This is a genomic window from Mesorhizobium sp. M4B.F.Ca.ET.017.02.2.1 (assembly GCF_003998955.1).
In the GTDB taxonomy this organism is placed as follows: domain Bacteria; phylum Pseudomonadota; class Alphaproteobacteria; order Rhizobiales; family Rhizobiaceae; genus Mesorhizobium; species Mesorhizobium abyssinicae.
The window spans coordinates 1-13021 of the sequence record NZ_RZOF01000007.1 but is presented as its reverse complement, the minus strand read 5'-3'; the positions used below and the strand labels follow the sequence as shown (position 1 = coordinate 13021).

General features: G+C 64.1%; 12 protein-coding genes. 3 read left to right on the top strand and 9 right to left on the bottom strand.

The genetic code is table 11. From position 1 onward, the window contains the following. Positions 1 to 8 precede the first annotated feature (8 nt). From EN738_RS02090 to leuA, 3 genes are all read right to left on the bottom strand, one after another. Positions 9 to 791 carry an alpha/beta fold hydrolase gene (locus tag EN738_RS02090; RefSeq protein ID WP_127282256.1) on the bottom strand — a complete coding sequence of 261 codons (783 nt, stop codon included), beginning with the start codon at positions 789 to 791 and terminating at the stop codon, positions 9 to 11. A 129-nt stretch (positions 792 to 920) separates the two neighbouring features. Then, positions 921 to 2690, bottom strand: coding sequence for a hypothetical protein (locus EN738_RS02085; protein ID WP_127282255.1), 1770 nt, complete (start codon positions 2688 to 2690; stop codon positions 921 to 923). Positions 2691 to 2872: 182 nt separating this feature from the next. Beyond that, positions 2873 to 4594, bottom strand: coding sequence for a 2-isopropylmalate synthase (gene leuA / locus EN738_RS02080; RefSeq protein WP_127282254.1), 1722 nt, complete (start codon positions 4592 to 4594; stop codon positions 2873 to 2875). A 390-nt stretch (positions 4595 to 4984) separates the two neighbouring features. Between leuA and EN738_RS02070 the strand changes: the two genes are divergently transcribed. Beyond that, positions 4985 to 6151 carry an ATP-grasp domain-containing protein gene (locus EN738_RS02070; protein WP_127282253.1) on the top strand — a complete coding sequence of 389 codons (1167 nt, stop codon included), beginning with the start codon at positions 4985 to 4987 and terminating at the stop codon, positions 6149 to 6151. Positions 6152 to 6154: 3 nt separating this feature from the next. Beyond that, complete coding sequence (locus EN738_RS02065; RefSeq protein WP_127282252.1) at positions 6155 to 6931, top strand: alpha/beta hydrolase-fold protein; 777 nt, start codon at positions 6155 to 6157, stop codon at positions 6929 to 6931. Between the two features lie 86 nt (positions 6932 to 7017). On the opposite strand, the gene EN738_RS02060 is transcribed toward EN738_RS02065, so the two are convergent. The 4 genes from EN738_RS02060 to EN738_RS02045 form a co-directional block, all read right to left on the bottom strand. Continuing rightward, positions 7018 to 8106: an AbrB family transcriptional regulator gene (locus EN738_RS02060; protein ID WP_127282251.1), complete on the bottom strand. Its 1089-nt coding sequence runs from the start codon at positions 8104 to 8106 to the stop codon at positions 7018 to 7020. A 79-nt stretch (positions 8107 to 8185) separates the two neighbouring features. Continuing rightward, positions 8186 to 8494: a putative quinol monooxygenase gene (locus EN738_RS02055; protein WP_127282250.1), complete on the bottom strand. Its 309-nt coding sequence runs from the start codon at positions 8492 to 8494 to the stop codon at positions 8186 to 8188. Positions 8495 to 8543: 49 nt separating this feature from the next. Beyond that, complete coding sequence (locus EN738_RS02050; RefSeq protein ID WP_127282249.1) at positions 8544 to 9332, bottom strand: SDR family oxidoreductase; 789 nt, start codon at positions 9330 to 9332, stop codon at positions 8544 to 8546. 81 nt (positions 9333 to 9413) lie between these two features. Beyond that, positions 9414 to 9851 carry a DsrE family protein gene (locus tag EN738_RS02045; protein WP_127282248.1) on the bottom strand — a complete coding sequence of 146 codons (438 nt, stop codon included), beginning with the start codon at positions 9849 to 9851 and terminating at the stop codon, positions 9414 to 9416. Positions 9852 to 10016: 165 nt separating this feature from the next. On the opposite strand from EN738_RS02045, the gene EN738_RS02040 reads away from it, so the two are divergent. Then, positions 10017 to 11099, top strand: coding sequence for a hypothetical protein (locus EN738_RS02040; RefSeq protein ID WP_127282247.1), 1083 nt, complete (start codon positions 10017 to 10019; stop codon positions 11097 to 11099). A 115-nt stretch (positions 11100 to 11214) separates the two neighbouring features. Here EN738_RS02040 and EN738_RS02035 read toward each other — a convergent pair whose 3' ends face one another. Further along, a complete protein-coding gene (locus EN738_RS02035) occupies positions 11215 to 12162 on the bottom strand; it encodes a cation diffusion facilitator family transporter (protein ID WP_127282246.1) in 948 nt (315 codons plus the stop codon). Between the two features lie 5 nt (positions 12163 to 12167). Beyond that, positions 12168 to 13021, bottom strand: an 854-nt coding sequence (locus tag EN738_RS02030) for a gamma-glutamyl-gamma-aminobutyrate hydrolase family protein (protein ID WP_189605712.1), incomplete at its 5' end; no start/stop codon positions are given.

The window sequence follows — 13021 nt, the reverse complement described above, 5'->3', positions numbered from 1 at the left end:
TGCCGCCCTTACGCCATGGCCGAGCGCCTGGGGCGCCGACTTGTGTTGCGACGCACGGCGGAAGCGACCAGATCGGATGCTTCCTCGACCAGCATATGGCCGGCTTCCAGCACATGATGCAGGTGAAAATGCTCCGGCAAGTCGTCAGCCTGGGCAACCGGCAGCATGGCGTCGTCCGTGCCCCAGACCACCATCACCGGCATGGCGAGCGTGCCCAACTGTTCGCGCGGAATGGCGCCTTGCCGATCGTCCTTGGTCATCACGGCGGCGATCTCGACAAGCTTCTGCACCTGACCGGGGCGTTCGCGCATCTCGGCAAGCGTATCCACAATGTCTTCCGGGGGCAGTTCCCCTGGTCCGGACATGGCGGCCAAACAGGTACGGACCTCGTTTCTGCCGGCGGCAGCCGCATAGCGGCGCAACAGCGGCCCGTTGATCTCCGTGCCAAATCCACCCGGCGCCAGAAGCGTCAGCGAGGCTACCCTTTCGGGCTCGCTCAACGCCATCAGGGTCGCGACCGCGCCGCCCATCGAATGGCCGACGAGATGCACTTTCTTCCTTCCGCGTGTCGCCAGGTCGGCGAGAATGGCCTTGGCAGCGGAGCGCGCCGATGTGCCTGGGACACCGAGCGAATGGCCGTGGCCGGGCAGGTCGTAGGCAAGCGTCCGCAGACCGGGAGACAGCGTCGAGATCACCCGGCGCCAGACATCATGGCACCCGCCAAAGCCGTGCAGGAAAACGACAACCTTCGAGCCGGCGCCCCGTTCGGCGGCATAAACGGAAGAATCCATGAAAATATGAGTTTGCCCAAGCCCAAGCGACCGAACGGGCGCCCGTAGTCAAATTGTGGCTCGATTGCTCTTTGTCCAGAGCAACAGCCAGTAAATTTTCTGCGATCAGTCGCGCCAGTCTAGTACAATTTAGCTGGGGTTACCAAGGCCTGCTGCATGCAAAGCTTGGACCAACCTGTCGGTGAGATCGGCGGGGTATTTCCGGTCGACGAAGGTCGCGCGCGGATCGGCGGCGAATTTCGGGAATTTGGCGACGAGTTCGTCGACCAACTGGCCGGCCAACTGGTCGCGGCCGGCAAGCTTGGCGCCGATCAGGCGCGCGGCCAGATAATGCGACTTGGTTGCGGTCGTGCGCAACGATTCACTGGCGATGGCAGCTTGCCTCGTATCGCCCAGCATGAATGCTCCGACAAAAAGTCCGTAGTCCCACCATGTCGGATGGCCGCTGAAGGTCTCGACGGCGTGCGCCATGATAGGGGTACCTTCGCTGTACCTGCCGGCGAAGACCAGGCCGTAGCCGTAGGCCGCGGCCATGCCGAGATCGTAAGGGTTCAGCTCGTGGGCCTTGCGCATCCAGCGTATCGCTTCATCCGTATTGCCGAGGCGCGAATTGAGATAGCCATAGGCGCGATGCGCATAGGGGCTGGTCGGCCCGATCTGCACGGCGCGATGGGCAAACGACATCGCCTGCTCGATCGTGGCGCCGGAGGGGTAGGCGTAGTGATCGGTGACGGCCTCGAGATGCAGGGAGGCAAGCTCTGAATAGACGAGTGACGATCGTGCACCCTGGCGGGCCAGATCCTCGAGGCAACGGTAGGCGGCCTCATGCGTCGTGGCGCTTTGATCGAGATAGTATCTGTCGTTGAGCACCAGGCATTGCGTCAGGCCGGTGCCGAGACCGCCTTGATCGATATAGCCGTAGATCGGCCCGGAGGCCGGAATGGTCGAGGTCAGTATGTTGGCGACGCTGTCCTCGACGGCGTCTGGCGCATTGTCCTCGGCCGTCAGGTTGCGCGACAGAAGCACCCTGCCGGTAGCGACGTTCTGCAGCTCGATCGTTACGTCGCTCGGCGTGGGTCCAGGCACGATGTCGAATACGAAGCTGGTGGCGTCGGCGGCCGGATCGTGGGTGCCGTCGGCGTCGCGTCCAATGAAGTCTATGGTGTCGAAACCGGCAAGGCCGGAGCGCAGCGAAGCGGCGACGCGTGCAGCTTCCGGACTGCCCGCCTTCACGGCGATGTAGATCAAAGGCAGGTTCTCCGCCGGCGGCGAAGCGACGCTGCTGGTCGCCGTCGTCTCGACCGTCGAGGCGGTATCCGCGCCGCCGAGCAAGGCATCGCCACCCTGGCGAAGGATGAGCACGCCCAGCATGGCGATGACGAGGGCGAACGCGCCCCAGAAAAAGCGCAGGTGGCGTGTGAGCGAAGGAGCAGGCGCGGAAGCCGCAGGCGGCGACATCAGCGGCGCCTGAGCAAGGCCGGGTTCTTCGGGCAATCCCGGCGCGACGATGGCCGAAGCGGCGCTCTCCGCCTGCCTTTGTTCGTCCGGCAGGCGAATGGCATTCAGCTCATAGGAGGGAACATAGCCGCCGCGCGGGATGGCGATACGCACCGGTTCGGCAATGCCTTCATTGGCGAAATAGTGCTGCAGAAGCTCGCGCAGCCTGCCCGCCTGCACGCGCACCACGGCATCGGTCGACGGGTCGAAGTCGCCGTCCCTGCCGAAAACATCCATGGCGATGGAGAAGCCCTTGAGCCGGTCGCCTTCGCCGGCCTGCTCGCGCTCGACCAGATAGCGCAGCAGCTTTCGGGCACGCTCCGAGCGTCCGAATGTTTCGCTGGCAAGCAGTCGCTCAAGTGTCTCGCGCACTGCGGGGGCGGCAGGCGTGGCATGCTGCAAGTGTCGAACCTCTCGAAGTCGGCACAGGTTAGGGCGCGATCATATAGTGATGGGACTGCCGCACAAGCATACTTGTATTATGCTATCGCGTAAGCCACCGGATAATTGCCCATGGTTAACGGGGCCGGTATCGCAATGCGTGCGGAGCGCCGCGGACGTGCGACGCTCCGGGTAGGCATTGATCAGCCCGCCTTGCGGCCGACGATGCGGTTGGCGGCCGAGACCACAGCCTCCAGCGAAGCGGCGACGATGTTGGTGTTGATGCCGGCGCCGAACAGCTTGCCGCCGGGGTGCTCCATCTCGACATAGGAGATGGCGGAGGCATTCGAGCCGCGCTGCAGCGAATGTTCGGAATAGTCGAGCACCGACATCTCGACGCCGACATGGCGCGACAGCGCATCGACGAACCCATCGATCGGGCCGGTGCCGGTGCCGGTGATGGTCACCTCTTTGCCCTTGTCGAGGATCACCGCCTCGATCACGCGCCGGCCCTTCACCTCGGTGTCGGGATAGGTTTGGTGGTCGATGAATTTCAGCCGGGCGCGGGGCTGGTCGACATAGGTATCGAGGAAGCGCTCATGGATGCGCTTGGCCGGCACTTCCTTGCCTTCGGCGTCGGTGATCGCCTGGATGGCCTGGCTGAACTCGATCTGCAGATTGCGCGGCAGATTGAGCCCGTAGTCGGCCTGCAGCACATAGGCGATGCCTCCCTTGCCGGACTGCGAGTTGATGCGGATGATCGCCTCGTAGGTGCGGCCGACATCGGCAGGGTCGATCGGCAGATAGGGCACTTCCCAGAGCGGCGTGTTGGCCTTCTTCAGCGCCTTCATGCCCTTGTTGATGGCGTCCTGGTGCGAGCCGGAAAAGGCGGTGTAGACCAGCTCGCCGACATATGGATGGCGCTCCGGGATTTTCAGCTGGTTCGAATATTCATAGACGTCCTTCATCCGGTTGATGTCGGAACAATCGAGCTCAGGATCGACGCCTTGTGTGTACATGTTGAGCGCCAGCGTGACGATGTCGACATTGCCGGTGCGCTCGCCATTGCCGAACAGCGTGCCCTCAACGCGGTCGGCGCCGGCCATCAGGCCGAGCTCGGTGGTGGCGATGCCGGTGCCGCGGTCGTTGTGCGGATGCAGCGAGACGATCAGGTTCTCGCGATTGTCGAGATTGCGGCACATCCACTCGATACGGTCGGCGTAGATGTTGGGCGTCGACATCTCGACCGTCGAAGGCAGATTGATGATCAGCTTGTTTTCAGCCGTCGGCTTCACGATCTCGGTTACCGCGTTGCAGATCTCCAGCGCGACTTCGAGCTCGGTGCCGGTGAAGCTCTCCGGCGAGTATTCAAAGCGATAGCCGCCGCCGGCCTTTGCCGCCATGTCGGTGATCATCTTGGCGGCGTCGGTGGCGATGCGCTTGATGCCGGCAACGTCCTTTTCGAAGACGACGCGGCGCTGCAATTCGCTGGTGGAGTTGTAGAAGTGCACGATCGGGTTGCTGGCATCCTTCAGCGCCTCGAAGGTGCGGGTGATCAGCTCCGGGCGGCATTGCACCAGCACCTGCAGCGAGACATCGGCCGGCACGTTGCCTTCCTCGATGCACCAGCGCGCGAAATCGAAATCGGTCTGCGAGGCCGAAGGGAAACCGATCTCGATCTCCTTGAAGCCCATGTCGAGCAGCAGCGCGAACATGCGCGCCTTGCGCTCATGGCCCATCGGGTCGATCAGCGCCTGGTTGCCGTCGCGCAGGTCGACCGAGCACCAGATCGGCGCCTTGTCGATGACCTTCGACGGCCAGGTGCGATCGGTGAGGCCGACGGTCGGGTAGGGTTGGTATTTGCGGGCGGCGTCCGTCATGCCCTTCTCGGCATGGTCAGCCTGAATGTCTTCTCGTGCGTTCATCGTCATCTCTCCCGGCGGCTCGCGGATCCGCCTTCAGACGGATTGGTGCCGAGCGGCGCCTTTACCAAAGTTTCGTTCGCTTGATGTGACTTGCCAACTGGCCAAGGAGCGTGCGCGTAAGCGGCGATTTCGACCGCCGGGCGCTCCTTCAGCGAACCCGGCGATCGCCGATAAGGCCGAGAAGAAGCAGAGTGGAAGCAAGCGCGCGCACGGTCTCGCCGGCAAAGCCGGTCGGACGGGAAGCGACAGAGGAGGCGCGCGTGTTCATGGCGGTTCTCATACAGGAGCAGCATTCGAGAGGCAAGTGCCGGCGCGGCCAGGCTCTTCCCCACGTCCGGCAAATGCGCCAAACTCGCCGGACGAGGCAGCGACGCCGGGGGAGGCCCATCCATGAATTTTGTGTTCTTCTCGCCGCATTTTCCGGCCAATGGCGCCGACTTCTGCGATCGGCTGAAGAAGGCCGGCGCCACCGTGCTTGGCATCGGCGATGCGCCTTATGAGGCGCTGAGCGGAAAACTGAAGGCGGCGCTGTCGGAATATTACCGCGTCGCCGACATGGAGGACTACGAGCCGGTGTTCCGGGCGATGGGCCATTTCATCCACAAATGGGGGCGCATCGACCGTTTCGAGTCGCTCAACGAGCATTGGCTGGAGCTGGAAGCCAACATCCGCACCGACTTCAATATCTTCGGCACCAAGCTCGATTTCGTGAAGAACCTGAAGCGCAAGAGCCGCATGCGCGCCTTTTTCCGCAAGAGCGGCGTCGAGACCATTCCGCAGCGCAAATGCTCCGATCGGGCGGGCGCCATGACCTTCATCCGCCGCGTCGGCTATCCGGTGGTGGTGAAGCCTGATTCCGGCTCGGGCGCCTCGAACACGTTCAAGATCTCCAATGCGAAGGAGCTCGACCAGTTCTTCCGGGACAAGCCGGAGGGCGTGACCTTCGTCATGGAGCAATTCATCGAGGGGCTGGTGGTGACGTTCGACGGTCTGGTCAACCGCGACGGCGAGGTGGTGCTGGCGGCCAGCCACCGCTACGATCAGAGCGTCATGGAGGTGGTCAACCGCGACCGCCACATGAGCTACACCTGCTTTCCCGAAATCAGCCCGGCGGTGGAAGAGGCGGGCCGCAAAATCCTCAAGGCGTTCGACGTCCGCGAGCGGTTCTTCCACATCGAGCTGTTCGAGACCAAGGACAAGCGCGTCATCGCGCTCGAGGTCAACATGCGCCCGCCGGGCGCCTGGATGACGGATGCCATCAACTACACGTTCGACGTCGACGTCTATGCGGCATGGGCCGACATGGTGGTCAAGGACGCCGCCGGCGGACCCTACGAAGGCAAGTATTTCACCGCCTACGCCAGCCGCAAACGCCACCTCGACTATTTGCACAGCCATGCGGACGTGCTAGCCGCCCATGGCGACAAGATCGTCCATCACCAGGCAATCGAAGAGGTTTTCAGCCGCGCCATGGGGAATTACGCCTACCAGATGCGTTCGAAGGACCAGACGGCGCTGCGCCAGGCGGTCGACTACATCCACGCGGAAAAGGCGTGAGCGATGGACGTCTCCTACCACAAGGGGTTTGCCAAAAATCTCGGCCGCGACATGGAGTACAAGCGCTACGGCCACGCCGGCCGGCCGGTCGTGGTGTTCCCGACCTCGCAAGGGCGCTTCTACCAGTTCGAGGATTCCGGCGGGGTGGGGGCGCTGGCCGAATTCATCGATACAGGCCGCATCCAGCTGTTCACGCTCGACGGCATCGATTCCGAATCCTTCTTCGACAAACATGGCGATCCTGCGCAGCGCATCGCGCGTCATGAAGCCTACTTCCGCTATGTGCGCGAGGAAGCACTGCCGGAACTGCAGTCGATTGCCGCCAAGGCCAATGGCGGGCGCAATCTGAAGCCGCTGTTCTCTGGCTGTTCGATGGGCGGCTATCATTCGTCGAACTTCGTCTTCCGCTTTCCGGAGCTGGCCAGCGGCGTCATTGCGCTGTCCGGCGTCTATTCGACCCGCGATTTCTTCGGCCGGACGCTCGAGGGCAGCATCTTCTTCAACTCGCCGCTCGACTACCTGCCGGGCATCGTGGACCAGAAGCTGCTCGGCCGGCTGCGGGCGCTGAGGCTGATCTTCTGCTGCGGGCAGGGCGCCTGGGAAGAGCGCATGCTGGTCGAAACGCGCGAACTGGAACAGGTGCTGCGCGACAAGTCCATCCCCGCCTGGGTCGACTATTGGGGCGGCGATGTCAGCCATGACTGGCCATGGTGGCACAAGCAGCTGGTCTATTTCTTCGGCCGCTGGCTGGACGAGGACCTGATGAAGCGGCTGGATTGAACCGCACCGACCCGGTCCGCGGTTTTGCGAAGCTTGCCGATGCCGGCGGCACAAGGGCCTTTCCAGGCAGGTTCGGGCGCTTTGCCCTATTCCTTGATGCTTCTCGCCACCAGCCGCGCCACGCTCGGGCCGACGAGCAGCACGACGAGGAAGCGGGCCGACTGCAGCGCCATGACGAAGGAAATGTCGACGTTCTGCGCCGCGGCGGCGATGATGGCGACGCTGTCCATGCCGCCGGGGCTGGTCGCCAGATAGGCGGTGAGCGGATCGATGCCGAGCACGCGGCTGATGACGAATGCCATGCCGCCGCAAAAGGCGATCAGCGCCACGATCGAGCCGATGATCTGCGGCAATGCGCGGGTCGCGTGGCGCAGGATCGGCCGGGTGAAGTTCAGGCCGATCGACCAGCCGATCAGGGCGTAGCTGACGGCGAGCAGCCATTGCGGCAATTGCATCTCCACGCCGAAGCCGAGATGGACGATGGTGCCGAAGATGAAGGTGCCGAGGAAGAACGGCGACGGCAGCCGGCAAAGCCGGCCGAGCAGGCCGCCGACAAGCGCGACAGCGAGCATCGCGGCAAAGGCCATCCATTCGATCGCCGGGAACCAGACGATGGCCGGGGCTTCGATGCCCGATGTGTCGACCCACATGCGGGCGATCAGTGCCGCGGTCATCGAGACGAAGATGACGCGCAGATACTGCATGAAGGCGACGAGCCGCTGGTCGGCGCCGAAGGCGCCCGCCATCAGCACCATGGCCGTGGCCGCTCCCGGCGACGAGCCCCAGACTGCCGTGGTGCCGGGCAATATGCGCCAGCGGCTGATCAGCCAGCCAAGCAGGCTGGAGGCGGCGACGGTCGCAATCACGGCGCCAAGGAAGAGCGGCCATTCCTTGTAGAAGACGGGGAAGATGTCGGCGGAGATCGAAGCGGCGACGAGGCAGCCGACGACGGCTTGCGCCGAGCCGAACAGGGGGCGCGGCACGCGCACCGTGGCGCCGTTGGTTCCGGCGAGGATCGCCGCCAGCATCGGTCCGATCAGCAGCGCCGCCGGCAGGGCGGCGACTTCCAGCGCGCCGGCGAACAGCAGCGAGAGCGCCAGCAGCACCAGCCACTGCCGCGGCGGACGGAGTTGCGCCATGCGTTCAACGGGCGGTTGTTCCGGCGAGGAGTCCATACCCGGCTCTTAGACCGGGCGGGGACAAATGCGAACCCATTTCCCGCGCAAAAGTCCTGATTTGCGTTGCTCCAGGGCGTCAGCCGGTGTTGCCGGCGGGCAAGCCGAAGCCGCCGACCGGATGGGTCTCCACCTGGAATTCAAAACCGGCGATGAAGGGCCGCGCCTTGGCGATCGCCGCCTGGACTTCGGGCAATTGCAAGGACGTCTTGTGGCTCGCCTGGTCGGTCCACACCTCGGTGACCCAGATCGCGTCGGCATCGGCGGGGTCGGTGGCGATGATGTAGCTCAGGCAACCGGGCAAGGCGCCGGTGCTTTCGCGCAGCACGTCCATGACCGCATCGCGCTGACCGCGCGCCGCCCGCATCTTGCCGATCAGTCCGTACATTTGCCCATGTCTCCTTACGGTTGCGCGACAAGAGTATGCAGTCGGCGCCTCACGGCATCAACTGGCCACCGTTCACCTCGATCACCTGGCCGGTGATATAGCCGCTCAACAGGTCGGACGACAGGAACAGATAGGCGCCGACGCAATCCTCGGCGGTGCCGGCGCGCCCCTGCGGAATGGTGGCGACCATGCCCTTCATCTGTTCATCGGTCGAATAGCGTTCGTGGAAGGGCGTGGCGATGGTGCCCGGCGCCACGGCGTTGACGCGGATGCCGAAGCCTATCAGTTCCTTGGCCATGCCGCGGGTCACGTTGGAGACGAAGGCCTTGGCCGAGCCGTAGAGGCCGGCGCCGCCGCCGGCGCCATTGCGGGCGGCGATCGAGGAGGTGTTGACGATGAAGCCACCCTGGCGCTTCAGCCAGGGTATCGCCTTGCGCGAGGCGGTGAGCACGGACCGCGCGTTGAGGTCCATCACCGCGTCATAATGCGCCTGGGTCTGCTCGGCATAGGCAACCCGGCCGAGCATGCCGCCGGCATTGTTGACCAGCCCGTCAAGGCGGCCGAAATGGCTGGCACTCTCCTCGACGACACGCTCGACATCGGCGGACACCGAGAAATCACCCCGGGTGAGGAAGACCTCGCCGCCGCGGTCGCGGATGATGCCGGCGAGCCTCTCGGCGGCCTCGCGGCTCGCATTGTAGTGGAGAGCGACGCGGCATTTCTGCTTCGCATAGGCCAGTGCAAGGGCGGCGCCGATGCCGGTCGATGCCCCGGTGACCAGCACCGCTCTATCTGCGAGATCCGGGATGACAAGGGCAGAGCTAGCGGTCGCCGGCATTTCGATCCTCCGAATTTTCGCCCGTCCTTGGTAGGACCTCGCCGCCCCGGTATTCAAGCCTCCGGTCGTAATCCCGGGACTCTAGGGCCTGAGATAGACATAGCCCTGGCGCTGCAGCTCGGCGAGCTTGACGACGCCGCCCTTGTCGGCGACCTGGAAGCCGGCGAGCAGGTCGGCAAGCGTGATGTCCATGCCATGCATGGTGTTGCCGCAGGCTTGCGGAACCAGCCCCTGCTGGACCAGCCCGGCAAACCGGCCGGACGTGGCGCCGGATGCGGCCTTGGTCTTAAAGGCCGCAAGGGCCGGGCCATGCACGACAAGCACGATGTCGACATTGCCGCCGGTGCCTTCGTAGTGGTTCTTGATGTTGCCGAGGACGAAATTGGCCTTGTCGACGTCGCTGAGGTGATAGGCGACCTTCAGCCTTTCCTCCTCCGCGGTAGCCGCCTTGACCTGGCGCAGTCCGAAAAGGCCGGCGGCCCCGGCAAGACCGGCACGGAAAATATCTCGGCGCAGCATCGCTCTTCCTCCACCAGCCGGGCACTATGGTCTTGCGTGGCCCCGGCCTCGCTAACCATTTGTTTCTACGCAATTCCCTATGGAAAACCGTTACACGCTTTTCCCGGAACTGCTCCTAGACTAGCATGAATCGCAGTCACGTCCTGTCGGTGGGAGGAGGGTCACATGACGTCGAGGATAGCGGTGGGCGCGGCGCTTGGCGCTGCATTGTTCGTTGTCGGCGCGGCTCTTGCCGACGACACTCCCAAGCTGACGGAACTCAGCCCCAACGGCGCCGATGCCTGTTTCGGACGCGTCTACGACGCGGCGCACCTCAAGGCGCATCCAAAGCAGAAGGTGGCGCGCATCTTCTTTTACTATGGCCACGATCCGGTCAGCCGGCCGAACGAGGAGCCGAGCACGTTTGGCGGCGCCGCCTATGATGGCTTTCTCACCACCACGGTGCGCGGCACCAAGAAGCCGGAATGGGCAGCAGGCTGGTGCAAGCGTCAATCCGAGGACGGCAAGAGCGGCCAGATCCATTGCGGCATGGAATGCGACCGCACGCTCGCTTCGCTCAAGGTCGACGACAAAGGCCGGCTGATCGTCTCCAACGTACAGCCCGATGTCTATCTCGACGCCGGCGCGGAGGAGGAACTCGGCACGGCGCAGTACAACAAGCAGGCGCTGGGCAGCGAGGACGACAATTTCCGCCTCGACCCGATGCCGGCCGCGACCTGCAAGGCGGAATTCGCGCGCATCGATCCGATCGATCCGGCGCTCGGGGCGCCGTTGCGGGAGCGGCTGAAGCCCGACCAGGCCTTCTGCTATGGCCGCGACTACGATGCCGCGCATCTGAAATCGCACCCCGACCAGGTGACTCAGTCGATCCGGGTTTTCCGCGGGCCGGTCGAACTCGCCTCCTACGCTTCAGGCGGCGATGTGGCCAACTGGCCGGACGGTGCCGACATCGCCGTTTCGGTGACGACCAGGCTGAAAACGGGCAAGGTCACGCAGACCTATTCCTGCCAGGGCGAGGCCGACCAGTGGCGCTGCGCGGCAAGCTCGAAGATGAGCGATTTTGCCTGCGACGTCTCGCAGAAGGAGATTTTCCTCAAGCGCGGCGCCAACGGCACGATGATGCTGGCCAACCCCAACAGCGCGCTCGCCATCGTCGATCTCTGCTCGCAGGCGGCGGATGGCAAGACGAAGTCCGACGACAAGGTCTATCGGCTGAACCCAATGCCGCAGTCGGCCTGCGCACCGTAAGGTCTGTCGTTTCAGGTGATGCCGGCCTGCGAACGGCAACTTCCTGCGCTTCCGGTGCTCACGTACTTCAAGTACGCTCCGCCCCGGTTCTCGCATCAACAGACCTTGCTCGAGATCAAGCGAACGGCACCGCCGTCGTGCCCTTGGGCAGCTTCGCCTCATCGTCCGGCTCAACATGGATGGTGACGCGGACCGAGGGGATTTCGGCCTTCAGCGCGTCCTCGATGCGGTCGCAGATGACATGGCTGTCGCCCACCGTCATACCGGCGTCGACGACCATGTGAAATTCGATGAAGGTGGCGCGGCCGGCGATGCGCGTCTTGAGGTCGTGCACCTCAAGCGCGCCCTTCGAATTGGCCGAGATGATGTCGCGGATGCGCATATGCTCCTGCGTATCCACCGCGCGGTCCATGAGGCCGCTCAGCGATTCTCCGGTAAGCTTCCAGCCCTGGTAGAGGATGTTCAGCGCCACGAGCAGCGCAAGCAGCGGGTCGAGGATCCGCCAGCCGGTCATCACCGCGGCAACAAGGCCGACGATGACGCCGACCGAAGTCAGCACGTCGGTCATGATATGCTGACCGTCGGCCACCAATGCCGGCGATCGTTCGGCGCGGCCGTTGCGGATCAGCACCAAGGCCCATGCGGCATTGACCACAGCAGCGCCGCCGTTGATCATCAAGCCCTCCCAGGGCTGTTCGATCAGTGCCGGGTTCTGCAGCGACTGCCACACCTTGGCTATGATCAGCATCGCCGCCACGACGATCAGCACGCCTTCGAGCACCGCCGAAAAATATTCGGCCTTGTGATGACCGAAAGGATGGTCGCTGTCGGCTGGTTTGTGGCTGATGCGGATGGCCCAGAGAGCGGCGGTCGCCGTGATGACGTTGACGATCGATTCCAGCGCGTCGGAATAGAGGGCGACGGAGCCGGTCATCTGCCAGGCGACAAACTTCAGCCCCATCACCAGGAAGGCGATGACGATCGACCAGAAGGCAAGGCTGGCAACCTTGCGCTTGGCTGCGGCTTTTGCCGCGGCCGCCGCCATGTCTTCCGTTGCGGCCATCGCTGCTAGGCTGCCTTTTCCTTGGCCTTGCGCGGCAGATGCGCAACGATGTTCTCGATGATGCGCATGCCGGCATTGTGGCCAAGCGTCATGATCGATTCCGGATGGAACTGCACGGCGGCGATCGGCTCCTTGCGGTGCTCGAAGGCCATGATGACGCCGTCCTCGGTCTCGGCGGTGACCAGGAAATCGTCGGGCAGGCGCACCGGATCGGCGAAGATCGAGTGGTAGCGGCCGACGGTCACTTCCTTGGGCAGGCCGGAGAAGATGATGCCCGGCTTGGAGACGCGGATGCGCGACGGCTTGCCGTGCATCGGAATGTGCAACTGCCTGAGCTCGCCGCCATAGGCCTCGGCCAGCGCCTGCAGTCCGAGGCAGACGCCGAAGATCGGCAGGTCGCGGGCGCGCGCCTTCTTGATCGTGGCGGCGCAGTCGAAATCCTTCGGCGTGCCGGGTCCGGGCGACAGCACGACGAGGTCGGGCTTCAGCCGCTCGAAAACCTCTTCCGGCACCGGCGTGCGCACCGTGGAGACATTGGCGCCGGTCTGGCGGAAGTAGTTGGCGAGCGTATGGACGAAGGAGTCCTCGTGGTCGACCAGCAGGATGTTGACGCCGTCGCCGACGTGCGCGGTGGCGCGTTCGGCACCGGCCGCATTGCCGGTCTTGGCGTCGCGGATGGCGGAGAGCATGGCGGATGCCTTCAAGTCGGTTTCGGCTTCTTCTTCCTCGGGAATGCTGTCGAAGAGCAGCGTGGCGCCGGCGCGCACCTCGGCGATGCCGTCCTTGATGCGGATGGTGCGCAGCGTCAGCCCGGTGTTCATGTCGCCGTTGAAGTTGACCATGCCGATCGCCCCGCCAT

Bases quoted from the DNA above. Each gene is read 5' to 3' on its own strand.
- EN738_RS02090 (WP_127282256.1), bottom strand. From the start codon at position 791: ATGGATTCTTCCGTTTATGCCGCCGAACGGGGCGCCGGCTCGAAGGTT.
- leuA (WP_127282254.1), bottom strand. From the start codon at position 4,594: ATGAACGCACGAGAAGACATTCAGGCTGACCATGCCGAGAAGGGCATG.
- EN738_RS02070 (WP_127282253.1), top strand. From the start codon at position 4,985: ATGAATTTTGTGTTCTTCTCGCCGCATTTTCCGGCCAATGGCGCCGAC.
- EN738_RS02065 (WP_127282252.1), top strand. From the start codon at position 6,155: ATGGACGTCTCCTACCACAAGGGGTTTGCCAAAAATCTCGGCCGCGAC.
- EN738_RS02060 (WP_127282251.1), bottom strand. From the start codon at position 8,106: ATGGACTCCTCGCCGGAACAACCGCCCGTTGAACGCATGGCGCAACTC.
- EN738_RS02055 (WP_127282250.1), bottom strand. From the start codon at position 8,494: ATGTACGGACTGATCGGCAAGATGCGGGCGGCGCGCGGTCAGCGCGAT.
- EN738_RS02050 (WP_127282249.1), bottom strand. From the start codon at position 9,332: ATGCCGGCGACCGCTAGCTCTGCCCTTGTCATCCCGGATCTCGCAGAT.
- EN738_RS02045 (WP_127282248.1), bottom strand. From the start codon at position 9,851: ATGCTGCGCCGAGATATTTTCCGTGCCGGTCTTGCCGGGGCCGCCGGC.
- EN738_RS02040 (WP_127282247.1), top strand. From the start codon at position 10,017: ATGACGTCGAGGATAGCGGTGGGCGCGGCGCTTGGCGCTGCATTGTTC.
- EN738_RS02035 (WP_127282246.1), bottom strand. From the start codon at position 12,162: ATGGCCGCAACGGAAGACATGGCGGCGGCCGCGGCAAAAGCCGCAGCC.